Consider the following 20,357-nt stretch of genomic DNA (forward strand, 5'->3'; position numbering starts at 1 on the left):
GTCAGAGTGAGAGGGAGAGGAGGTCCGCGGATGACGCCCACTCAGGAGAGCACGTCTGTCGGGGGAACGACGGCCGCGCAGAAGTCGGCCGGGCCGTCCGAGCCGCCGCGAGAGCCGCCGTCGCAGCTGCCGCCGAAGGAGACCGACGCGGAGCTCGTCCGCCGCGCGGCGGCCGGCAGCGAGCTCGCCTTCCGTTCCCTCTACCGTGCCTACGTCCGCCCGGTCTACTGGCTCGCGCACGGGATCCTCCGCGACCCCCGGGACGCCGAGGACGTCGCGCAGGAGACCTTCGTCCTCGCCTGGAGTCGTCTCGGCGGACTCGAGCTGGTGAGCGATTCCCTCCTCCCCTGGCTCGCGACGATCTGCCGCTTCCAGGCGGCCAACCGCCTGCGCTCCCGCCTCCGCGACCGGGAGCGGACCGTCGAGGCCGACGACGAGACGCCCTCGCCGCACGACCTCGAGCAGCAGATCGTCACCGCCGCGCTCGCCGAGGCGATCCTCCGCGAGACGGCCGGGCTCGCCGAGCTCGATCGCGCGATCTTCCGCCTCTGCGCCACCGAGGGGCGCGGGTACGAGGAGGCCGCCGTCACCCTGGGCGTCTCGCACGCCACCGTCCGCAACCGCCTGTCCCGCGTCCGTCGACGCCTCCGCCTGGTGGTCGACGACTTCCGAGGAGCCGAGACGTCATGACCGAACCCACAGACTCGCGGGGAGATGAGCTCCAGGCCTCCGAGCTTGAACCTCCCGAGATCCAGGCCTCAGATCGCCCAGCGCCCGAGCTCGACACCCTCGACGAGGACCGCGTCTCGGCACTCGAGGCGCGCGTCTTCCGCGCCGTCGCAGCCGCCCGCCGCGAGCGGGGAGCCCGTCGCCGACGCGTCGCCGCGATCGGGAGCGTCGCCGCGGGCCTCCTCGTGGTCGCCGTCGTCGTAGGCCCCCTGGTCGGAGGCGGTGCCGGAGTGGGGTCCGCATCGAGCGCGGCAGGGTCCTCGAGCGAGGCAGGCGGTCTCGACTTCGGGCAGTCGGGCGCGGAGTCCGCACCGCAGTTCGCCGACGGCTCGGCGCAGGGCGCGGCGGAGGCGCCCGGCGACGCGTCCGCGGAGGGGACCGGCCGGGAGGTCGTGTCCACGGCGAACGCGACGCTCGAGGCCGACTCCGTCGCCGACGCGATCGCCGCGCTCAGCGCGACCGCCGCCGCGCTCGGCGGCTACGTCGAGAGCTCCAGCTCCACCATCAGCTCCAGCACCAGCGCGTCGGCGGCCGGAACCGATCCCGCTCTCGACCCGTCGCAGTACGCGCCCCTCCCCGAGGGCGCGGGGAGCGTCTCGATCCGGGTCCCCGCCGACCGGCTCGCCGACGCTCGAGAGTCGCTGGCGGCCCTCGGCACGGTGACCGGCTCTTCGATCGACCGGCGCGACGTGACCACCCAGGCGATCGACCTCCGCGCGCGCGTCGAAGCCGCCCAGGCCTCCGTCGACCGGCTGACCGAGCTGATCGCCCAGGCGGGCAGCCTCGCCGACCTCCTCGCCGCGGAGTCCGCCCTCGCCGATCGCCAGGCGTCGCTCGAATCCTCCCAGCAGCAGCTCGCCGCCCTCGAGGGTCAGGTGTCGCTGGCGACCCTCACGGTCACCGTCCTCCCGGAGTCGTCCCCCGTCACCGCCGAGCCCACCGGCTTCCTCGACGGCCTGCTCGCCGGCTGGAACGGTCTGGTCGTCGCCGCGAACGGCGCCCTCATCGGCCTCGGCTTCCTCCTCCCCTGGCTCGCCGTCGTCGCCGTCGTCGCGCTCCTGGTGGTGGCCGTCCGACGCCGACGTGGTCCGCCGGCACGCAGACCAGCCGCAGAGGGGCCCGACTCAGGACCGCGCGAGAGGTCCGACGGCAGCACGGGCAGCGATGAGTGAGGGCACACCGAGCGACGACTCCGCTCTGGCCTCGATCGACCTCCCGGCGACGCCCCCGGAGGTCTGGCGTCTCCTCGTCGACCGGTCCACCTGGTGGCCCGACCTCGAGTTCGATGCAGTGGCCGGCTCTCCGCTCCGTGAGACCTGGACGGACGGCGGGCGCACGTTCGAGGCGACCGGCCGCGTCCTCGCGGTCGACGCCCCGACGCGCCTCTCCTTCGAGTGGACCGAGCCCGGGTGGAGCGGCTTCCTGACAGTGACGGTGACCGTGAGTTCGGCGTCGGCGGAAGGAGCGGAAGTGATCATCGTCGAGCAGGGCTTCGCCGAGATCCGCGCGGAGGAAGGACTCCGCCTTGAGCACGAGACCGGATGGCGGGAGCATCTCGGCCGACTGCGGGACGCCTGCATCGCGGCCTCGGGCACGAGTCGCGGTCTGCAGCGGTGACCGCCGGTCAGCCGCGCAGCACCTTCGCCATCGCCTTGCCCTTCGCCAGCTCGTCGACCAGCTTGTCCAGCCAGCGGATCCGCTGCATCAGCGGATCCTCGACGCTCTCGACGCGCACACCGCAGACGACCCCCGTGATCAGAACCGCGCTCGGATTCATGGGCGCCGCGGCGAAGAAGTCCTCGAAGGTCGTCCCGGCCTCGAGGTGGCGGTGCAGCTCCTCGACCGAGAAGCCGGTCAGCCACACGATCACCTCGTCGACCTCGGCCCTCGTCCGCCCCTTCCGCTCGGCCTTCGCCACGTAGTGCGGGTACACGGAGGCGACGCTCGTCGTGAAGATCCGGTGCATGCGTCGAAGGGTAGCCCTCGCGGCGGCCGTCCCTCCAGGTCCGCGGCCTCAGCGATCGGCACGCCGCGCCGCCGATGTCCGCCGCGCCGCTATCCTCCCGGAGTGCCGTCGCGTCGCGAATCGCTGCACACCGCGTCACCTCACCAGAGAGAACCACCGTGAGCCTCCTCCGCACCAAGTCCGTCGAGCAGTCCATCGCCGACACCGACGAGCCCGAGACCCGCCTCAAGAAGTCGCTGAGCGCCCTCGACCTCACCGTCTTCGGCGTCGGCGTCGTGATCGGCGCCGGCATCTTCACGCTCACCGGCCGCGCCGCGCACGACATCGCCGGGCCCGCGATCGTGCTGAGCTTCGTCGTCGCCGCCTTCGCCTGCGCGCTCGCGGCCATGTGCTACGCGGAGTTCGCCTCCACGGTGCCGGTCTCCGGCTCCGCCTACACGTTCTCCTACGCCTCGCTCGGCGAGCTCTTCGCCTGGATCATCGGCTGGGATCTCATCCTCGAGCTGTTCCTCGGCGCGAGCGTGGTCGCCCAGGGCTGGAGCGCCTATCTGGGCTCCTTCCTCGGGCAGCTCGGCATCGTCCTGCCGGAGGCGATCTCCTACGGCGGCGTCGTCGACGTCCCCGCGATCCTGCTGGTGCTCGTGCTCGGCGCCCTGATGACCTTCGGCATCAAGGAGTCCCTGCGCGTCAACCTGGTGCTGGTCGCCGTGAAGCTCTTCATCGTGCTGTTCGTCATCATCGCCGGGCTGCAGTTCATCAACGCGAGCAACTACTCGCCGTTCATCCCGCCCGCGGAGGCGTCGCAGGCCGCGTCCGGCCTCGCCCAGCCGCTGCTGCAGTTCCTCTCCGGCATCGAGCCGGCGACCTTCGGAGTCGGCGGCATCATCGCCGGCGCCTCGCTGGTCTTCTTCGCCTACATCGGCTTCGACGTCGTCGCAACCACCGCCGAGGAGACCCGCAACCCGCAGCGCGACATGCCCATCGGCATCATCGCCTCGCTGATCATCTGCACCGTGCTCTACTGCGCCGTCGCCCTCGTCGTCACCGGCATGGTCCCCTACCGCGAGCTCGACCCCTCCGCCGCCCTGGCGAACGCCTTCGCCTACCACGGCCAGACCTGGATGGCGACGGTCATCTCCGCCGGCGCCGTCGCCGGCCTCACCACCGTCGTGCTGACCCTCCTCATCGGAGCCACTCGCATCATCTTCGCGATGTCGCGGGACGGCCTTCTCCCCCAGCGCCTCGCGAAGGTGCACCCCCGCCTGCGCACCCCGTGGGTCACCTCCGTCGTCGTCACGATCATCGTCGCCCTGCTGGCCGGCCTGACCCCGATCGGCGTCCTCGAGGAGATGGTCAACATCGGCACCCTCTCCGCCTTCGTCCTGGTCTCCGTCGGCGTCATCGTCCTCCGCCGCAAGCGCCCCGAACTCAAGCGCGGCTTCCGCGTCCCGCTCAACCCCTGGCTCCCCGGCCTCTCCGCCCTGATCTGCACCTACCTGATGCTCAACCTCTCCATCGAGACCTGGCTCCGCTTCCTGATCTGGCTGGCCATCGGCTTCGCGATCTACTTCGCCTACTCCCGCTCCCACGCGAAGCTCGGGCGCTAGGCCTCGACTCCTCTTCGAAGGGTTCCGCGCGGACCCGACACGACGTGCCGCGCCTGACCGGCGTGGAAAACGATCATCACACGCCAATGTGAGCAAACCTCTTTTCCTGCCGAGGCAGCGCTTCTACTCTTCCCGTGACGTAGCCGACCGCTACGTGAACCGGCTCGAAGAAGGAGAAGCCCATGTCCGCAGTACTCGACACGATCGACCTCGAAGCAGAGCTGCAAGTGCTCTGTGATCCCGAGAGCAGCCGTCTCGCGCGATTCACCGCCTCGTTCCATGAGTTCCGTGACTCCCTCGCTCCTGAGGAGCGCGACTACCTCGACTTCATCAGGCGCGCCGCCGATGTGGCCGTCGCCGAGCACGGTCGATCCCTGATCGACGATGTCGACGCGTTCGAGGCCCGGATCGAGGCGATGCTCGGCGACGACTACATCGCGCCGGAGATGGGCGGAATCATCATCCGCACCACCGTGGTTCTGAAGTGCGCGACGTGGCTGCTCAAGTGCTGAAGGCCCTGACTCAGACCGCCGCCGCCAGTCACCTGTAGTCGAAGCGCAATCGGAGGAGGAAGACCTGTGGTCGAAGGATCGCCGTTCTCGTGGGCGGAGTACCTCGCCGGTCTCGGCGTCGACGGCGCTCCTTCGACCCTGATCGCCCAGCAGCGGAACGACCTGGTTCTCGCCCGTGTACCCGCCGGGCGCGAACTGGTTCTCAAGCGGGGACGGAAGAGAACGGAGGCAGGAGACGGCGCGCTCCTCTCCGAAGGTCTGGCCTACCAGCTGCTGAAGGAGCTGGGAGTCGCCGACATCGCTCCCCGGTGCATCCTTCATGATCGGGAGCACGATGTGCTGGTCCTCGAGCATCTACCAGGGAAGACCGCCCGCGAGGGGTGGCAACAGGTCTCGGAGGAGCCCCAGGAGTGGGCTCGAGTGGGCTCGACCCTCGCTCATCTGCATCTCAGCTCGAGCACCTGGCCCGCCTGGGCCGGACGTCTTCTCGGCGAGTACCGCGATCTGATTCCGTGCGCCGAGCCCATCACTCCGCGGGAGCTCGTTCGAGCGACGCCCGGTCAGCTCCGGACCATGAGCCTCATCCAGGCGGACGAACAGGTCGGTGCGCGCCTGGAAGAACTGGCATCGATGCCGCCGAGCTGCCTGATCCACGGGGATCTCCGTCTGGACAACGTCCTACTCGACCCGCCAGGCAGGCCCAGGCTGATCGACTTCGAATACGCCAGGATCGGCGATCCACTCTTCGACCTCGGCACGCTGGTCGGCTCGATGATCGAGCGGGCTGCCTCAGTACGGCCGCAGGAGGACGACGAGCGTGCATCGCAGCGCATCGACAGAGCCGCCTCCTCCTGCTCGGACCAGGTGCGAGCAGTCGTAGCCGGATACGGAGCGACTGTCCGGTACTCCGGGAGCCCTATACGAGACCCGGAGGAGCATCTCTCGCGCCTGGCCAGTCATGCGGGCGTACATCTCCTCCACCGATCGGGAGCGCTTGCCCAGCTGGTTCACGGCGAGACCCGTCAGGGCCGCCTCTACGCCCTTCTAGGCTGCACGATCCTCATGAACCCGTCGACGCTTCTGCGTCCGCTCGGTCTGGACGCGTCGTACCTCTGGCAGCGGAACCGGGAGCGGACCCGTGATTGACCATCTCGTGTCCGAGCTGCTGAGGAATCGCGCACATCTCCCGATCCATGAGGAGTCCCGCCTGAAGGAGGCCATCTACCAGCTGGTGCACCTCAGGCGACGTCACCGGTTCGAGTCCCCCTCGGATAGCGGCTCCACCTTCTCCTCGGAAGCGGTGTTCGGAACGGTCACGCGGCGCGAGCCCGGCTGGGTTCACCGCCCCGCTCCTGAGCGCGAGGCACCGGTCTTCGTCCGCAACGGACTGCACCTCTCCGTCGGACTCGAGCTCGTCCAGCGCGACGGGTCGCTGAGGCTTCCCGCCGTGCGGGATAGGTACACCCCTGGATTCGCAGCCCTCCTGAGCGAGAACGACCCGCCGAGGACGGGAACTCGTATCTACCTGGCGATCACCGAGGAACACGTGCACACCGTGGGCAGAATTCTGGCGTCTCGACTACCAGCGGTCTCCTCCGGCCACGTCGTCAAAGTCCTCGCAGAGCGGGGCGAGTACCCGCGCCCGGACTCGTTCACGATCTTCCTCGCGAACAGCGATCGAGATCCGGCTCTTCGGATGATCGCGGACTGCGAGTTCGACCGTTACACCGACAGATCGTGTCGACGGTCCCTCTTCGCCGAGGCCGGTCCGGGCGGGAGCGCCTGGATGGAAGGAGCTGCGGGCGTTAGCGCAGGCGAATCCCGTGCCGCCTGCGCGGCGACGGCACTGCACGCGCACCCCGACGTAGACGAGGCCACGCTGCGTGAGGCACTCCGCTCGGAGTTCTCCCGACGAGGCTTCGACCCGGATCATCCGCATCTCCTTCTTCGGGCGCGTCGCCGTGGCTAGCGTCGACCGCCTGCTGCTCGGCATGTCAGGTTCTCCGGCGGTCCTCTCGGTCCTGCCGGTGCTGGCGGCCGCGCGAGGCTCGCTCGTCGGCAGCTACAGCGTGGTGATGACTCCGTCGGCTTGCCGCCTGGTGTCACCGACGACGGTCGGATCACTCCTCCACGCCGAGGTGTTCGTCGAAACATTCGCCCTCACTCGCGGAGAGCCTCCGCACCGATGGCTCGCTTCGCACTGCGATGCCGCCCTCGTCGCACCAGCGACCGCCACCACCTTGAGCGCACTGGCCCATGGCTCCACCGGAACTCTCCTGACGCTCACACTCGCGAACGTGAACGCGCCCGTCGGTCTCGTGCCGGCACTCAACGAGGACATGCTGGCGAGACCGGCGATTCAGCGGTGCCTCACCCTCCTCGAGTCAGACGGTTTCGTCTTCGTGTCGGAGGAGCCGGGCGCCGCCACCGACCTCACGGGCCGCGCTCAAGCCGGCGTCAGCAAGCACGGGCTTTGCAGACTCATCGTCCAGCTGGGTCGACTCGCGAGCGTCCAGGAGGATCATGACTGACCGGAAAATCGATTCTCGCGGCGAGCAGGCGGAGCGGCTGCTGACGCCCGACCTGCTGCGTGGATTCGGCACCCTCCTCGTGGTCCTCACGAACGTTCCGCTGATCCTCACTCCGATCCGCTACCAGCTCGTCGCCGGCCGGAATCCCTTCCCCGGAGGCTTCACGGATGATCTCGCCGTCGCGGTCTTCCTCGCCGTGCCGACGATGACGGGGATGGGGATGTTCGTGCTCGCCATGGGATCGGGCCTGGCGGATCTCCTACAGGGACCCGGCGGCCATCGGTGCACGGCGCGACGGCTCGTCGTGCTCGGCATGCTGGGTCTCCTGCACGGCCTGCTCGTCTGGTGGGGCGACGTGCTCTTCTACTACCTGCTGGCCGGATTGGTCGCGTTGCAGTTCCGGCACCGGCCACCCCGAGCACAGCTGGCGATCGGAATCTCCATCACGCTGCTTCCGCTCATCCTGACCGTCGCCGACACCTTCGCCCGCGGAGGCGTCGTTCGACCTGAGATCACCGAAGCGCTGAGCAGCGCCGCCTCGATGTACGAGTCGCTGGGCGACCGAGCCCTCTCGGCCTACACCTCGCAGGACCTCGCCGCCGTCAGCGGGCAACGCCTCATCGATTGGGTGACGTATGCGGAGGATTTCGCGCTGATCGGCGGAGTTCAACTCGCCGGACTCTTCCTCGTGGGCATCGCCCTCGCTCGATTGCGCAGAGAGGACGGCCTTCACGGCCAGTTCGCGCGGGCCGCTCTCGGCCTGAGCAGCGCCATCGCCCTGGGGGCCTACGCCTTTCAGCTCTCCATCCAGCTCTTCCTCCCGACGGACACGGGGCTGCTGAGCGCTCTTGCAGCCTGCTGTCAGGTCGCCGCGCCTCCTGCTCTCGCCGTCGTGATCTACCTTCTCCTCTCGCGCAATGAAAGCCGGCTGGCTCGTATCCGTGCCTTGACGTGGTTCGCGGTCGCGGGCCGGTATTCGCTCTCGATCTACCTCTCGACGAGCGTCCTCTGCGCGGGGCTGGCGTACGGGCTGGCCCTTTATTCGCGCGTGCCCTTCGCCCTGTCGATGGTCATCGCTCTGGTGATCCACGGGACCCTCGTCCTCGCCTGTCAGGTCCTCGCTAGGCGCGGTCTGAGCGGCCCGGTCGAGCGGATGTATCGCGTCCTCGCCCCGTCTGCGCCGCGGCCCCGCAGGTCCGATAGAGAGCTGACCGCCGGCAGGAATCCGTCCACAGATCATGAAAGGTGAAGCGAATGAATCGCATCGCAGAGTTCCGCGCAGTCATGGCGATCGCCGAGCGCGCAGCGCAGCAGGAGGGTGTCGCTGTGTCGGTGTTGCACGTGGCGTTCGCCGCGGCGACGACGACCGGGGTCCAGGACAGCACCACCCTCACAGTGCAGGCCTTCGGCGACGCACGCGGCTGGGGCGCAGCGGAAGAACGGCGACCCGTCCGCAATCGGCTTCTCCCTCGCCGGCGGGTGCGCTACGACGACGCTGTCCGCCGGGCCGTTGAAAAGGCCGCGGCGAGCGGATCGCCGGACATCCGGGCGATGCTCCGGTCGATTCTGGCGGAGGGAGGGCTCGACCCGCTGCGTGCACCGGTCGAACGTTCCGGCGGCGACCTCGCGCAGTGGCTGGCCGCTGATGACTGACGGCGGCACACATCGCATGATCCTCGAGGTCCAGGGGCTCGGCAAGACGATGGGCGCGGTGGGTGTTCTCCGCGACGTCTCCTTCACGATTAACGCCGGCGAGGTGGTCGGACTCGTCGGACCCAACGGCGCCGGGAAGACCACCCTCATGCGCACCCTCGCCGGACTGTACGAGCCCTCGCATGGCAGTGCGCTCGTCCTCGGTCACGCGATCGGCACGACGGGGGCTCGACGAGCCCTCAGCCTCATGCCGGAGGAACCGGACCTGTACCCGGGTCTGAGCGTTGTGGAGCACGTCCGGCTGATCGAGCGGCTGAGCGGCTCACCCCGGATCGAGTCGCTCGGACCGTCGCTCCTGGAGCGCTACGGACTGAGCGACAAGCAGGACCTCCTCCCCCATCAGCTCTCGCAGGGGATGCGCCGCAAGCTCGCTCTCGTTCTCGCGCTGCTGAAGGGCGCCGGGCTCCTCCTGCTGGACGAGCCGTTCAACGGCCTCGATGCCGTCTCGGTGCGCGAGCTCCGGAACGAGGTCCGGCGGCTGGCCGAGGAAGGCTGCGGCGTGCTGCTCTCCATGCACGGGCTGACCGAGCTGGAGCGCATCGCCGATCGAGCGGTGATCCTGCACGCCGGGAGGATCGCGCACATCGCGCGTCTCGGGCGCGACGATCTCGAGGGGCAGCCGCCTCTGGAGGACGTCTACCTCCGTGTCGTAGGAGCTCTTCGCGATGACGACGACTGAACGAACGCGGCGTCTTCCCCTTGCAGGAGCGCTCGCTCTCTCCCGGGCCTACCTGCGGATCCGCATCCGCAGCACCACGGCCCTCGTGACGAATCCCCTCGCGATCGTCGTCCTCGTGATCGCTGCGTCGAGCGGCGTCTGGCTCCTGGTTCAGGGTGGAGCCGGCGGGTCTCCGACGGAGGCGCCCCCCACGCGGATCGCGGGATTCGTCCTCGGTCTCTCGCTGATCCTGGTGTCACTGACAGCGCAGCGGGGTTCGCCGCTGCGGTTGCAGCCCGCGGACGTGTCCTGGGTGCTGCAGAGCCCGAGTGGTCCGCGCATCGTCGTGGTGGTGCATGCGGTCGGGACCGCGGCGATCGCGTTCGCCAGCACCTCCGCGGCGTCGGCGACGGCTCTGCTTCTCCGTGGAGAGCCGGTCGCGTGGGGCGTGCTCTCGGGGTGCGCGATGACGGCCGTCCTCCTCCTGGTTCGGGCGACGTCCCTGACCAGCCACATCCTCGGAAGAATCATCCGGCCTGATCGGCGCCGTTTCGCGCTGACCTGCGTCCTCGCCGCGGGCGCGGTCTGGATCGCCCTCGGGGTGCAGTCTCTGCTCGTGGGCGAGGACTCCATCGGGTCGGCCGCGATGAGCGCCGCCGGTCTCCTCTTCGAGGTGATCCTCGCTCCCGAGGCGAGCGGACTCGCGCACGTTTCCGCCACCATCGGCGTTCTCCTGCTGTCGAGCATCGCCGTCGGCCTGCTCGTCCGGCGAGCCGGAATCTTCGTCGAACCCGCGGTCGAGGAGAGCATCCTCGCGAACCAGCTCACCCGGGTCCTCTCCGGCGAGTCGAACCGGACTCTTGCCGGCCGGGGCTACGCCGTCGGCCGTCCCTCATGGACGCGATGGCCCGACTCCGCGGTCGGCGCGGTCCTAGCGAGTCACCTGGCGCAGACTCGGCGCCGGCGCTGGCAGGAGCCCCGCACTGCGCTCGCCCTCCTCGCCGTGGCGGTGCTCTCCAGCCTGTTGCGGGACAGCGTGCCGATGCCGTTGGGCGGACTTCTCCTCGTGCTGATCCTCGCGCTTCCGGGTCCGTCTCAGGCGACCGCGCAGGACCTCGACCACCAGCACCTCCCGCTCGCGGACGTCTCGATCGCCCGAGCCGGATTCGCCGGTGTCGGCCTTCACGCCCTCCTCTCGTCGGCCGTGTCGCTGCCCGCCGTCGTTCTCTGGGCCTCGGTGTACTTGCACGGGATCGGCTGGGGTCTGCTCGCAGTCCTTCCTCTCGCACTCTGCTGCACGACCGCTGCGCTCGCGGGCATCGGATCACGCGCCTTCTCGGATCTGCTTCTCGGCCGGGTGGTCGCGGCGGTCGTGCTCACCATGCTGCCGGTGGCCGGCGCCGCCTCCAGCCTTGCGCTCCACGGCCAGGGGAACGATGCACTCCGTGTCCTGCTGACCCTCTCCGGCGCCCTGCTGATCTCCTGCCTGCTCTCCTCCGGTCTCGCCTGGGCCGTCCTCGAGTCCGCCAGGCCTGCCCGATCGTCGCGTGCACCCGAGGTCTAGGGTGCAGTCATGCCCCGCGCCATGGCCGACCTCGACTTCCGCCGCCAGCAGTGGGAGCAGCGCTACGCGCCCCACGTCGCCCCGATCAACCGCTGGATCGACGAGCTGCGGAACCCGTACGACCGCGGCTGGCTCCCCTACGTCGCTCCCCTGCACGGCGGCACCGAGGCGCGGGTGCTGAGCATCCTCCGCGATCCGGGCCCCGGCACTCGGGACGGCGCGGGCAGCGGCTTCCTCTGCACCGAGAACGACGACGACTCCGCCGAGCTGATGTCGCGCCTCCTCACGGACGTCGGACTGTCGCCGTTCGATCTCCTGCCCTGGAACGCCTACCCCTGGTACATCGGCAAGGCACCGACCGCGGAGCAGCTCGACGCCGGGATTCCGACGGTCCTGCACCTGCTCGACCTCGCGCCGAGCATCGAGGTCGTCCTGCTGCAGGGCGCCGACGCCGACCACGGCTGGCGCCGCCTGCTCCGGCTGCACCCGGGCATCGAGCGCGAGCGCGGCCTGGCCGTCGTGCGCACGTTCCACCCGTCTCCGCAGGCCCTCTTCACGAAGGACCCGATCGAGCGGGCGGCGCGGGTGGCTCGCCGCGAGGCGGCTTTCGCGGAGGTCGCGGAGCTGCTGGGCTGAGCGGCTCGGCACGCGCGCACGGCGGCGCCGGAAACGACGAAGCCCTGACGAGCGCTGTCCACGAACGGACGTCTCATCAGGGCTTTCTGTCGGGCTGACAGGATTTGAACCTGCGACCCCTTGACCCCCAGTCAAGTGCGCTACCAAGCTGCGCCACAGCCCGTGGCAGTCCGGACCGAGGCCCGGGCAACTCGACTACCTTAGCGGATCGCGGGGCCGAGAGTGAAAACGACCGACGCTCGGCGCCCGTAGAATCGCTGAGGCGGTACGCGCCGGGCGGACCGGAGCGAGCGCCCTACAGGAGGCAGCAGCAGTGGACGCGCGGCAGAAGCGATCGCAGGTGGCCCTGCACCGAGCCATCATCGATCTGGCGACTGCCAGAGACGTCTCCAGCCTCACGGTCTCCGAGATCACCGACCGCGCCGGCGTCAACCGCTCCACCTTCTACGCGCACGCGACCTCGGCCGCCGAGCTGCTCTGTGCGGCACTCGCCGACGAGCTCGACGCGATCCGCGACGAGTATCTCGACACCCTGCGAGCGGGGGCGGCGACCGACTCGACCATTCGCCAGGGCACGGCGCGGATCCTCAGTCACCTCGAGACGCGCCGCGACCTCTACCTGCGGGCGTTCGACGCTCCCGGCGGCGACTCGGGTGTCCGGGCGATGCTCGCGCTGCACTTCCGCGCGGCCGTCCTCGCGACGCTCGAGACCGGGACGCTCCAGCTGCCCGACGGCGACGACATCACCCCGTTCCTCGCGGACGGCACCGCCTCCTTCCTCGCCGCCGGTTCGACCGGCCTGATGGAGGCGTGGCTGCGGCTCCCCGAGCCGCGCACTCCCGAGACCTACCTCGCGGCGTACCGGCGGCTGCTGCCGTCCTGGTGGCCGTTCGCCACGCAGGACTGACTCCGGCAGCCATCGATCTGTCACGAGTGGTCGGGTCGGCGCGCGGACCACGACCGTTCGTGACCGGTCGATCGCCGGATGCGCGGCCGGGGGGGATCTCGAGACGCCCGCTCCGCGGGCTCCTCGATCAGCATGCTCCGGCACGCAGAAACGCGTCCGGCTCGCGGGATCCGAGGATCCCCGCGAGCCGGACGCGGAACGACGAGCCGGAGCCGCCGCGACAGAACGTGTCAGCGCGCGCGCTTCTCCCGCACGCGCATGTTGACGTTCACCGGCGAGCCCTGGAAGCCGTAGATCTCGCGCAGGCGGCGCGCGATGTAGCGGCGGTAGCCCGGGTCGAGGAAGCCGGTGGTGAACAGCACGAATGTCGGCGGGCGCGAGGACGCCTGGGTGCCGAACAGCACGCGGGGCTGCTTGCCGCCGCGCAGGGGGTGCGGGTGCGCCGCGGTGAGCTCGGCGAGGAACGCGTTGAACTTGCCGGTCGGGATGCGGGTGTCCCAGGACTCGAGGGCGAGCTCGAGCGCGGGCACCAGCTTCTCGAGGTGACGCCCGGTCTTCGCCGAGATGTTCACTCGCGGAGCCCACGCCACGTGGGCGAGGTCCTTCTCGATCTCGCGCTCGAGGTAGCGGCGGCGCTCGTCGTCGAGGAGGTCCCACTTGTTGAAGGCGAGCACGAGCGCGCGGCCCGACTCGAGCACCAGGTCGATGATGCGGACGTCCTGCTCCGAGATCGGCTCGGAGACGTCGATCACGACGACCGCGACCTCCGCCTTCTCGAGCGCGGTCGAGGTGCGCAGCGACGCGTAGAAGTCGGCGCCCTGCTGCAGGTGCACGCGGCGGCGGATGCCGGCCGTGTCGACGAAGCGCCAGATCTTGCCGGCGATCTCGACCTGCTCGTCGACCGGGTCGCGGGTGGTGCCGGCCAGCTCGTTGACGACGACCCGCTCCTCCCCCGCGGCCTTGTTCAGCAGGCTGGACTTGCCGACGTTCGGGCGGCCGAGGATCGCGACGCGGCGCGGGCCGCCGACCTCGCGCTTGGCGACGAGCGACTCGAGCGGCAGCTTCTCCAGCACCGTCTCGAGCAGGTCGGCGACGCCGCGGCCGTGCACGGCCGAGACGGGGTGGGGCTCACCGAGGCCGAGCGACCACAGCGAGGCGGCGTTCGGCTCCTGGCGCACGTCGTCGACCTTGTTGGCCGCGAGGAACACGGGCTTCCTGGTCTTGCGGAGCAGCTTCACGACGTGCTCGTCGGTCGCGGTCGCGCCGACGTTCGCGTCGACGACGAAGATCACGGCGTCGGCGAGGTCGATCGCGATCTCGGCCTGCATCGCGACGGAGGCGTCGATGCCGCGCGCATCGGGCTCCCAGCCGCCGGTGTCGACGACGGTGAACTGGCGGTCGAGCCAGTCGGCCTTGTACGAGACGCGGTCGCGGGTGACGCCGGGGGTGTCCTCGACGACGGCCTCGCGGCGGCCGAGGATGCGGTTGACCAGCGCCGACTTGCCGACGTTGGGACGGCCGACGATCGCCACGACCGGCAGCGCCGGGAGGTAGCGCACCTCGTCGGGGTCCTCGCTGGCGTACTCGAGGAGGTCGCGGTCCTCCTCGTCGAGGTCGTAGTCCTCGAGTCCGCTGCGCAGCGCCTGGGCGCGCGAGGAGGCGAGCTGCTCGTCGAGGTCGCCGAGGCGCTCGACGAGGTCGTCGTCTCCGAAGTTCAGCTCGTCGTCACCGACGTGCGTGTCCTGTGCCATGATCGGCCCTTGCTCTCGAAGTTCGGACCTCGGCGATGACCGCATCGACGGTCTGCTCGAAGTCGAGGTGAGTGGAGTCGAGAAGAGTGACTCCGTCTGCGGCGTTCATGAAGTCCACCACCTGGGAGTCGGCGCGGTCCCTGGACCGCAGTGCCTGACCCGTCGCTTCAGCGGATTGCGTGGTGACTTCGCGCGAACGCCTCGCCATCCTAGCCTCTTCGCTCGCCGTCAGGAGGATCCGCACCCCGGCGGTCGGCGCCACGACCGTCGTGATGTCGCGCCCCTCGACGATGATGCCGGCCTTCCGGGTCTCGCCGATGATGCGGCGGAACAGCAGCGTGATCCGCCGGCGCACCTCCGGGACCTTGGCCACGGCCGAGACCTGACCGGTCACCCGGGGCTCGCGGATGGCCGCGGTCACCTCGGTCCGGCCGACCCAGACGGAGTACGACTCGGGGTCGGTGCCGATGGAGTAGTCGAAGCCGTCGAGCGCGTCGACGATCGCGTTCTCGTCGGCGAAGTCGAGCCCGGTGTCGAGGCCGTGCCAGGCGAGCGCGCGGTACGCGGCGCCGGTGTCGAGAAACTCGAAGTCGAGCCGTCGGGCCGCCTCGCGCGAGACGCTCGACTTGCCGCTGCCGGCCGGTCCGTCGATCGCGACGACGACCGCGTCGCCGAAGTCGGGCACGTCGTCGGTGTGCGAGCCGCTCGCGCGCTCGGGCGCCGCTCCCCCGTCCTCCGGGATGCTCTGCTGGGCGCGGCGGGCGGGCGTCATCCGGTTCAGGCCGCCCTCCTGCCTGTTCTGCTCCGTGCTCATCCGGCGATCCTCCAGCCGCGTGCGGTCAGTTCCTCGGTCAGCGGGCCGACAGCCTCCGGCACCACCGAGATCTCGGCGAGGCCCACGCGGCGCCCCTCCGCATGCTCGAGGCGCACGTCCTCCAGGTTGACCCCGGCCTCGCCGATCTCGACGAACAGCCGGGCGAGAGTGCCCGGGGTGTCGTCGACGAGGACGATCAGGGTGGAGAAGCGCTGGTCCTGGCCGTGCTTGCCGGGCAGGCGGGCGACGCCGGCGTTGCCCGCGGCGAGGTGCTCGGCGAGCAGGCGGCGGGCACCCGGGGCGTCGAGGTCGCGCAGCGCGTCGGCGACCGCGGCGACGTCGTCGCGGAAGGCGTCGAGCACGGCGACCACGTGCTCGCGGTTCGCGCCGAGGATCTGCACCCACAGCTCCGGAGCGGAGGCGGCGAGCCGCGAGACGTCGCGCACGCCCTGGCCCGCGAGCCGCAGGGCGTCGTTCGGCGCGTCGACGAGCCGCTGCCCGAGCAGGGAGGAGATCACCTGCGGCGCGTGCGAGACGAGGCCGACCGAGCGGTCGTGCTCCTCCGGGCCCATCTCGATGATCGAGCCGCCGAGGTCGAGCGCGAGCGCCTCGACCCGGGCGAGCGCCTCGGGCGGCGTCTCGCCGTCACGGCAGATCACCCACGGGCGCCCGACGAAGAGGTCGCCGCGGGCCGCGACCGGGCCGCCGCGCTCGCGACCGGCCATCGGGTGCGAGCCGATGTAGCGGCTGAGGTCGAGGCCGCGGGCGCGCAGCTCGCGCAGCGGCTGCATCTTGACGCTCGCCACGTCGGTGACGACCGCCTCGGGGAACGCGGCCAGCTCGCGCTCGACGACGCCGGAGACGACGTCCGGCGGCACGCAGACCACGATCAGCACGGGCCGGTCGTCGGCGGTCGCGGCGCGGCCGGCCCCGTAGTCGATGGCGAGCGAGAGGCTGGCGGGCGAGGCGTCGTCGAGGACGACGTCGACCCCGCGCGAGGCGAGGCCCAGGCCGATCGACGCGCCGAGCAGGCCGGAGCCGACCACCCGCACCGTCCCCGTCGTCCGCATCGCGGGCGGGGCGGGGTGCAGGAGCTCGTTCACCCCGACAGCCTACCGATCAGGCCGACGCCGCTTGTCCTGGCCGCTGCGCCGCACACCGAAGTCAGGCCGCTCGGCGCTGTTCGCGGAGGGGCGTCGCCGGTCCTGCGGCGGCGTCGCGCGGTCGTCGGCGCGCAGCGCATCGGACGGACGCTCGCGCGGCCGCTCGTCACGACGGCGCTCGTCCGAGCGACGCTCGCCGCGGCCGTCGGCGCGACGCTCGGGCCGCTCCTCGGAGCGACGGACGGGGCGATCGTCCGAACGACGCTCAGGTCGGTCCTCCGACCGGCGCACGGGACGGTCCTCCGACCGCCGCTCAGGCCGCTCGTCGGAACGACGCACGGACCGGTCCTCCGACCGCCGCTCAGGCCGCTCCTCGGACCGCCGCACCGGCCGCTCCTCCGAGCGCCGCACCGAGCGCTCCTCGGTCCGCCGCTCCCCACGCCCCTCGGTCCCCTGGTCGTCCGCGGTCTGCGGCCGCGGCCGCCGCGCGCCCGCGCTCGCCTGACGCGTCGGCTCCGGCTTCTCCACCGGCGCCTCGCCGCCCTGGCGCGAGATGGTCAGCAGCGCACCCAGCTCGTCGCGGGTCAGGTCGCGCAGGTCGCCGGACCGCAGCGAGCCCAGGTGCAGCGGGCCGAACTGCCGGCGCACCAGCTCGAGCACCGGGTGCCCGACGGCCGCCATCATCCGCCGGACGACGCGGTTGCGCCCGGAGTGCAGCGTGATCTCGACGAGCGACGCGTTCGAGCGCCCCTCCGGCCGGCCGAGCAGCCGCGCCTTGTCGGCCGCGACCGTGCCGTCCTCCAGATCGACGCCGGCGGTCAGCGCCGCGATCGTCTGCGGCAGCACCTGCCCGTGCACCTTCGCGATGTAGGTCTTGGTCACGCCGAACGACGGGTGCGCGAGCACGTGCGCCAGCTCGCCGTCGTTGGTCAGCACCAGGAGCCCCGAGGTCTCGGAGTCGAGACGGCCGACGTTGAAGAGCCGCTCCTCGAAGTTCTGGGTGTAGGTCCGCAGGTCGGGCCGGCCGTTCTCGTCGGAGAGCGAGCTGACCACGCCGACCGGCTTGTTCAGCATCACGTAGCGGCGCGAGGTGTCCAGCTGCACGGCGACGCCGTCGACCTCGATCCGGTCGTTCTCCGGGTCGATGCGGCGGCCGAGCTCGCTCGCGACCTCGCCGTTCACGCGGATCCGCCGCGCGACGATCATCTCCTCGACGACGCGGCGGGAGGCGACCCCCGCGGCCGCGAGGACCTTCTGCAGTCGTTCGCCCTCAGGCAATTCAGGCGCGCTCATCGAATCCGTTCCGTCCGTCGCTCAGTAGGGGGGAGATCTTCGGCAGCTCGTCGAGCGAGGCGAGGCCGAGATGGACGAGCAATTGCTCGGTGGTGCCGTAGAGGACCGCGCCGGTCTCGGGGTCGCTGCCGACCTCCGCGATCAGGCCGCGGCCGAGGAGGGTGCGCGCGACGGAGTCGACGTTGACCGCGCGGATCTGCGCGACCTGGCCACGCGAGATCGGCTGCTTGTAAGCGATGACCGCGAGCGTCTCGAGCGCGGCCTGCGACAGCTTGGTCGGGTTCTGAGTCAGCACGAAGTCCGAGACGACGGAGTCGTACTCGCGGCGCACGTAGACCCGCCAGCCCCCGCCGACCTCGCGCAGCTCGAAGCCGCGGCGGATGCCGCCGTCCGCGCCGTCGAAGTCGGCGGCGAGCCGCTCGACCGACTGCCGGACGACCGGGATCGGCCGCGAGAGCGCCGTGGCGAGCGCGGCGAGCGACTGCGGCTCGTCCGCGATCATCAGGATCGCCTCGACGGCGCGGTCGATCTCGAACGCGACGGTCCCGGGACCGGCGACGGCCGCGGAGTCGGTGCTCGCGGATTCACTGGTCATAGTCGGCCCCCAGGTGCGCGAGGCTCGCGTCCGACCAGTTCTCCGCCACCCACTGCAGGGTCAGCTCGCCGAGCGGCTCCGGCTGCTCGAACGCGATCGCGGCGTGCCGGTAGAGCTCGAGCACGGCGATGAAGCGCGCCACGATCACACCCTTCTCGTCCGCATCGGCGACGAGCTCGCGGAAGGTCGCCGTGGTCCGCTCGCGCAGCACGGCCACGATGTACGCGGCCTGCTCGCGGATGCTGATCAGCGGCGCGTGCAGATGGTCGAGGCCCACGGTCGGGATCTCGCGCGGCGCGAGCGCGAAGGCGGCGAGCGCCGCGAAGTCCTCGGGCGAGAGCGTCCAGACCAGCTCCGGCTTCTTCGCGCGGAACTCCTCCTCGAGCGGTACCTGGCGCACGTGCCGGCCGGTCTCGGCGTCGATCCGCTCGGCGAACCACGCCGACACCTGCTTGAAGGCTCGGTACTGCAGGAGCCGGGCGAAGAGCAGGTCGCGCGCCTCGAGCATCGCCGCATCCTCCGCGTCGACCAGCTCGCCCTGCGGCAGGAGCCCGGCGATCTTCAGGTCGAGCAGGGTCGCGGCGACCACGAGGAACTCCGAGGCGCGGTCGAGTCCCTCCGCGGTGTCGATGCCGTGCAGGTAGGAGAGGAACTCGTCCGTCACAGCGCTCAGCGCGATCTCGGTGATGTCGACCTGCTGCTTGGCGATCAGGCTCAGCAGGAGGTCGAAGGGCCCCTCGAAGTTCGACAGCGCGACGGTGAAGCCGCGGGAGACGGGGGCGGTGTCCGCCTCCTGGTCGAGCAGGAGCGCCTCAGGCGACCGCGCCACGCGAGATCAGCTCCCTGGCGAGCTTGCGGTACGCCTTCGCCGCGTTGTGCTCCGGCGCGAACGTGGTGATCGGCACCCCCGACACGCTCGCGTCGGGGAACTTCACCGTGCGCCCGATCACGGTCTCGAGCACGCTGTCGCCGAAGGCGTCGACCACCCGGTCGAGCACCTCGCGCGAGTGCAGCGTGCGCGAGTCGTACATGGTCGGCAGGATGCCGTCGAGCTCGATGACCGGGTTGAGCCGGTCGCGGACCTTGTCGATCGTCTCGATCAGCAGCGCGACTCCGCGCAGGGCGAAGAACTCGCACTCGAGCGGGATGAGCACGCCGTGGCTCGCGGTGAGCGCGTTCACGGTGAGCAGGCCCAGCGACGGCTGGCAGTCGATCAGGATCACGTCGTAGTCGGCGCTGACCTTGCGGAGCACGCGAGCCAGGATCGTCTCGCGGGCGACCTCGTTGACGAGGTGCACCTCCGCGGCCGACAGGTCGATGTTCGCGGGGATGATGTCCAGGCCCGGGACGCGGGTCGGGCGGATCGCCTCGCTCGGGTCCTTGACGGTGCCTAGCAGCAGGTCGTAGATCGTGATCGCGTCGTAGGTGGCGACGCCGAGCCCGGCGGACAGCGCGCCCTGCGGGTCGAAGTCGATGGCCAGCACGCGGCGGCCGTACTCGGCGAGCGTCGCACCCAGGTTGATGGTCGTCGTCGTCTTGCCGACGCCGCCCTTCTGGTTGCAGAGCGAGATGATGCGCGCGGGCCCGTGCCCGGTCAGCTCCACCGGGAGCGGGAAGTCGCGCAGGGGCCGGCCGGTCGGGCCGAGCGTCGGGGCTTCGAGACCGGTGAGCTCGGCCTTGTCGTCCGTCTTGCGTGTCACCTGCGTCGCCTCGCTTCCCGTGTCGGCGTGCGCTCCCGCGCGGCCTCCGTCGAGTGTACCGGCGACCCCGTCGTCGTCCCCGCCGCCGCCCCGGCGTCCGCCGATCTCGAGCCGACCGCTCCCGACCCCTGCTGGTCGAGCAGCCGCAGCGGCTCCCTCCATGGTGGTCGAGTAGCCCCGCAGGGGCGTATCGAGACCCGCCGTCCTCAGCAGGGCGGGTCTGCAGACTCCACTTCTGACGCTGGCGGATCTCGATACGCCCGCTCCGCGGGCTACTC

At 70.7% G+C, this 20,357-nt stretch carries 21 protein-coding genes, 1 tRNA gene and 1 pseudogene; 14 read left to right on the forward strand and 9 right to left on the reverse strand.

Annotated features, from left to right (window positions below; genetic code table 11):
• The first annotated feature begins 30 nt into the window (after nucleotides 1–30).
• Genes C1I64_RS09395 through C1I64_RS09405 form a run of 3 tightly spaced genes read left to right on the forward strand, consistent with a single transcriptional unit; the run spans nucleotide 31 to nucleotide 2,346 of the window.
• Nucleotides 31–690 (forward strand): RNA polymerase sigma factor, encoded by a 660-nt coding sequence (locus tag C1I64_RS09395; protein ID WP_123706587.1) that lies wholly within the window; start codon nucleotides 31–33, stop codon nucleotides 688–690.
• Entirely contained in the window at nucleotides 687–1,901 is a 1,215-nt protein-coding gene (locus tag C1I64_RS09400) for a DUF4349 domain-containing protein (protein WP_127887018.1), read from the forward strand. Before C1I64_RS09395 ends, C1I64_RS09400 begins: the two co-directional genes overlap by 4 nt.
• The gene (locus C1I64_RS09405) at nucleotides 1,894–2,346 is read left to right on the forward strand and encodes an SRPBCC family protein (protein WP_127887019.1); all 453 of its coding nucleotides are present in this window, start codon (nucleotides 1,894–1,896) and stop codon (nucleotides 2,344–2,346) included. Before C1I64_RS09400 ends, C1I64_RS09405 begins: the two co-directional genes overlap by 8 nt.
• A 7-nt stretch (nucleotides 2,347–2,353) precedes the next feature.
• On the opposite strand, the gene C1I64_RS09410 is transcribed toward C1I64_RS09405, so the two are convergent.
• On the reverse strand, nucleotides 2,354–2,695 hold the full coding sequence (locus C1I64_RS09410; protein WP_127887020.1) for a DUF2200 domain-containing protein: 342 nt from the start codon (nucleotides 2,693–2,695) through the stop codon (nucleotides 2,354–2,356).
• Between the two features lie 158 nt (nucleotides 2,696–2,853).
• Here C1I64_RS09410 and C1I64_RS09415 point away from each other — a divergent pair, with 158 nt between their 5' ends.
• The 10 genes from C1I64_RS09415 (at nucleotide 2,854) to C1I64_RS09460 (ending at nucleotide 11,916) form a co-directional block, all read left to right on the forward strand.
• Nucleotides 2,854–4,302, forward strand: a complete 1,449-nt coding sequence (locus C1I64_RS09415) for an amino acid permease (protein ID WP_127887021.1) — start codon at nucleotides 2,854–2,856, stop codon at nucleotides 4,300–4,302.
• 182 nt (nucleotides 4,303–4,484) lie between these two features.
• On the forward strand, nucleotides 4,485–4,814 hold the full coding sequence (locus tag C1I64_RS09420) for a hypothetical protein (RefSeq protein WP_127887022.1): 330 nt from the start codon (nucleotides 4,485–4,487) through the stop codon (nucleotides 4,812–4,814).
• A 66-nt stretch (nucleotides 4,815–4,880) separates the two neighbouring features.
• Nucleotides 4,881–5,960, forward strand: a complete 1,080-nt coding sequence (locus C1I64_RS09425) for an aminoglycoside phosphotransferase family protein (RefSeq protein WP_164874498.1) — start codon at nucleotides 4,881–4,883, stop codon at nucleotides 5,958–5,960.
• A complete protein-coding gene (locus tag C1I64_RS09430) occupies nucleotides 5,953–6,783 on the forward strand; it encodes a T3SS effector HopA1 family protein (RefSeq protein ID WP_208645111.1) in 831 nt (276 codons plus the stop codon). Before C1I64_RS09425 ends, C1I64_RS09430 begins: the two co-directional genes overlap by 8 nt.
• Nucleotides 6,776–7,345 (forward strand): flavoprotein, encoded by a 570-nt coding sequence (locus C1I64_RS09435; protein ID WP_127887025.1) that lies wholly within the window; start codon nucleotides 6,776–6,778, stop codon nucleotides 7,343–7,345. The genes C1I64_RS09430 and C1I64_RS09435 overlap by 8 nt, the downstream gene beginning before the upstream one ends.
• A complete protein-coding gene (locus C1I64_RS09440; protein ID WP_127887026.1) occupies nucleotides 7,338–8,594 on the forward strand; it encodes a DUF418 domain-containing protein in 1,257 nt (418 codons plus the stop codon). The genes C1I64_RS09435 and C1I64_RS09440 overlap by 8 nt, the downstream gene beginning before the upstream one ends.
• A gap of 5 nt (nucleotides 8,595–8,599) precedes the next feature.
• Complete coding sequence (locus C1I64_RS09445) at nucleotides 8,600–8,998, forward strand: hypothetical protein (protein WP_127887027.1); 399 nt, start codon at nucleotides 8,600–8,602, stop codon at nucleotides 8,996–8,998.
• A 16-nt stretch (nucleotides 8,999–9,014) separates the two neighbouring features.
• Nucleotides 9,015–9,737, forward strand: a complete 723-nt coding sequence (locus tag C1I64_RS09450) for an ABC transporter ATP-binding protein (RefSeq protein ID WP_164874499.1) — start codon at nucleotides 9,015–9,017, stop codon at nucleotides 9,735–9,737.
• Complete coding sequence (locus C1I64_RS09455) at nucleotides 9,724–11,280, forward strand: hypothetical protein (RefSeq protein WP_127887029.1); 1,557 nt, start codon at nucleotides 9,724–9,726, stop codon at nucleotides 11,278–11,280. Before C1I64_RS09450 ends, C1I64_RS09455 begins: the two co-directional genes overlap by 14 nt.
• Before the next feature lie 9 nt (nucleotides 11,281–11,289).
• A complete protein-coding gene (locus C1I64_RS09460; protein ID WP_127887030.1) occupies nucleotides 11,290–11,916 on the forward strand; it encodes a uracil-DNA glycosylase in 627 nt (208 codons plus the stop codon).
• Between the two features lie 89 nt (nucleotides 11,917–12,005).
• Here the strand turns inward: C1I64_RS09460 and C1I64_RS09465 are convergent.
• Nucleotides 12,006–12,079 (reverse strand) — tRNA-Pro (locus tag C1I64_RS09465).
• A gap of 177 nt (nucleotides 12,080–12,256) precedes the next feature.
• Between C1I64_RS09465 and C1I64_RS09470 the strand changes: the two genes are divergently transcribed.
• Nucleotides 12,257–12,823, forward strand: coding sequence for a TetR family transcriptional regulator (locus tag C1I64_RS09470; protein WP_127887031.1), 567 nt, complete (start codon nucleotides 12,257–12,259; stop codon nucleotides 12,821–12,823).
• Between the two features lie 230 nt (nucleotides 12,824–13,053).
• On the opposite strand, the gene der is transcribed toward C1I64_RS09470, so the two are convergent.
• The 7 genes and pseudogenes from der to C1I64_RS09505 form a co-directional block, all read right to left on the reverse strand.
• On the reverse strand, nucleotides 13,054–14,574 hold the full coding sequence (der, locus tag C1I64_RS09475) for a ribosome biogenesis GTPase Der (protein ID WP_127887032.1): 1,521 nt from the start codon (nucleotides 14,572–14,574) through the stop codon (nucleotides 13,054–13,056).
• Nucleotides 14,549–15,388, reverse strand: coding sequence for a (d)CMP kinase (gene cmk / locus C1I64_RS09480; RefSeq protein ID WP_243582657.1), 840 nt, complete (start codon nucleotides 15,386–15,388; stop codon nucleotides 14,549–14,551). The genes der and cmk overlap by 26 nt, the downstream gene beginning before the upstream one ends.
• Nucleotides 15,385–16,458 carry a prephenate dehydrogenase gene (locus C1I64_RS09485; RefSeq protein WP_127888515.1) on the reverse strand — a complete coding sequence of 358 codons (1,074 nt, stop codon included), beginning with the start codon at nucleotides 16,456–16,458 and terminating at the stop codon, nucleotides 15,385–15,387. Before C1I64_RS09485 ends, cmk begins: the two co-directional genes overlap by 4 nt.
• Nucleotides 16,459–17,019: 561 nt before the next feature.
• A pseudogene (locus C1I64_RS20540) lies at nucleotides 17,020–17,784 on the reverse strand (pseudouridine synthase); the annotation flags it as partial.
• A complete protein-coding gene (gene scpB / locus C1I64_RS09495; RefSeq protein ID WP_127887034.1) occupies nucleotides 17,771–18,379 on the reverse strand; it encodes an SMC-Scp complex subunit ScpB in 609 nt (202 codons plus the stop codon). The pseudogene C1I64_RS20540 and the gene scpB, both read right to left, overlap by 14 nt.
• Nucleotides 18,369–19,208: a segregation and condensation protein A gene (locus C1I64_RS09500; RefSeq protein WP_123706605.1), complete on the reverse strand. Its 840-nt coding sequence runs from the start codon at nucleotides 19,206–19,208 to the stop codon at nucleotides 18,369–18,371. The genes scpB and C1I64_RS09500 overlap by 11 nt, the downstream gene beginning before the upstream one ends.
• The gene (locus C1I64_RS09505; protein ID WP_123446039.1) at nucleotides 19,192–20,079 is read right to left on the reverse strand and encodes a ParA family protein; all 888 of its coding nucleotides are present in this window, start codon (nucleotides 20,077–20,079) and stop codon (nucleotides 19,192–19,194) included. Before C1I64_RS09505 ends, C1I64_RS09500 begins: the two co-directional genes overlap by 17 nt.
• Nucleotides 20,080–20,357: the final 278 nt, after the last annotated feature.

This window comes from Rathayibacter festucae DSM 15932, assembly GCF_004011135.1.
Lineage (GTDB): Bacteria > Actinomycetota > Actinomycetes > Actinomycetales > Microbacteriaceae > Rathayibacter > Rathayibacter festucae.

Bases quoted from the DNA above. Each gene is read 5' to 3' on its own strand.
- C1I64_RS09485 (WP_127888515.1), bottom strand. From the start codon at position 16,458: ATGCGGACGACGGGGACGGTGCGGGTGGTCGGCTCCGGCCTGCTCGGC.
- C1I64_RS09440 (WP_127887026.1), top strand. From the start codon at position 7,338: ATGACTGACCGGAAAATCGATTCTCGCGGCGAGCAGGCGGAGCGGCTG.
- der (WP_127887032.1), bottom strand. From the start codon at position 14,574: ATGGCACAGGACACGCACGTCGGTGACGACGAGCTGAACTTCGGAGAC.
- C1I64_RS09460 (WP_127887030.1), top strand. From the start codon at position 11,290: ATGCCCCGCGCCATGGCCGACCTCGACTTCCGCCGCCAGCAGTGGGAG.
- C1I64_RS09410 (WP_127887020.1), bottom strand. From the start codon at position 2,695: ATGCACCGGATCTTCACGACGAGCGTCGCCTCCGTGTACCCGCACTAC.
- C1I64_RS09445 (WP_127887027.1), top strand. From the start codon at position 8,600: ATGAATCGCATCGCAGAGTTCCGCGCAGTCATGGCGATCGCCGAGCGC.
- C1I64_RS09455 (WP_127887029.1), top strand. From the start codon at position 9,724: ATGACGACGACTGAACGAACGCGGCGTCTTCCCCTTGCAGGAGCGCTC.
- scpB (WP_127887034.1), bottom strand. From the start codon at position 18,379: ATGACCAGTGAATCCGCGAGCACCGACTCCGCGGCCGTCGCCGGTCCC.
- C1I64_RS09420 (WP_127887022.1), top strand. From the start codon at position 4,485: ATGTCCGCAGTACTCGACACGATCGACCTCGAAGCAGAGCTGCAAGTG.
- C1I64_RS09395 (WP_123706587.1), top strand. From the start codon at position 31: ATGACGCCCACTCAGGAGAGCACGTCTGTCGGGGGAACGACGGCCGCG.
- C1I64_RS09400 (WP_127887018.1), top strand. From the start codon at position 687: ATGACCGAACCCACAGACTCGCGGGGAGATGAGCTCCAGGCCTCCGAG.
- C1I64_RS09405 (WP_127887019.1), top strand. From the start codon at position 1,894: ATGAGTGAGGGCACACCGAGCGACGACTCCGCTCTGGCCTCGATCGAC.
- C1I64_RS09450 (WP_164874499.1), top strand. From the start codon at position 9,015: ATGATCCTCGAGGTCCAGGGGCTCGGCAAGACGATGGGCGCGGTGGGT.
- cmk (WP_243582657.1), bottom strand. From the start codon at position 15,388: ATGAGCACGGAGCAGAACAGGCAGGAGGGCGGCCTGAACCGGATGACG.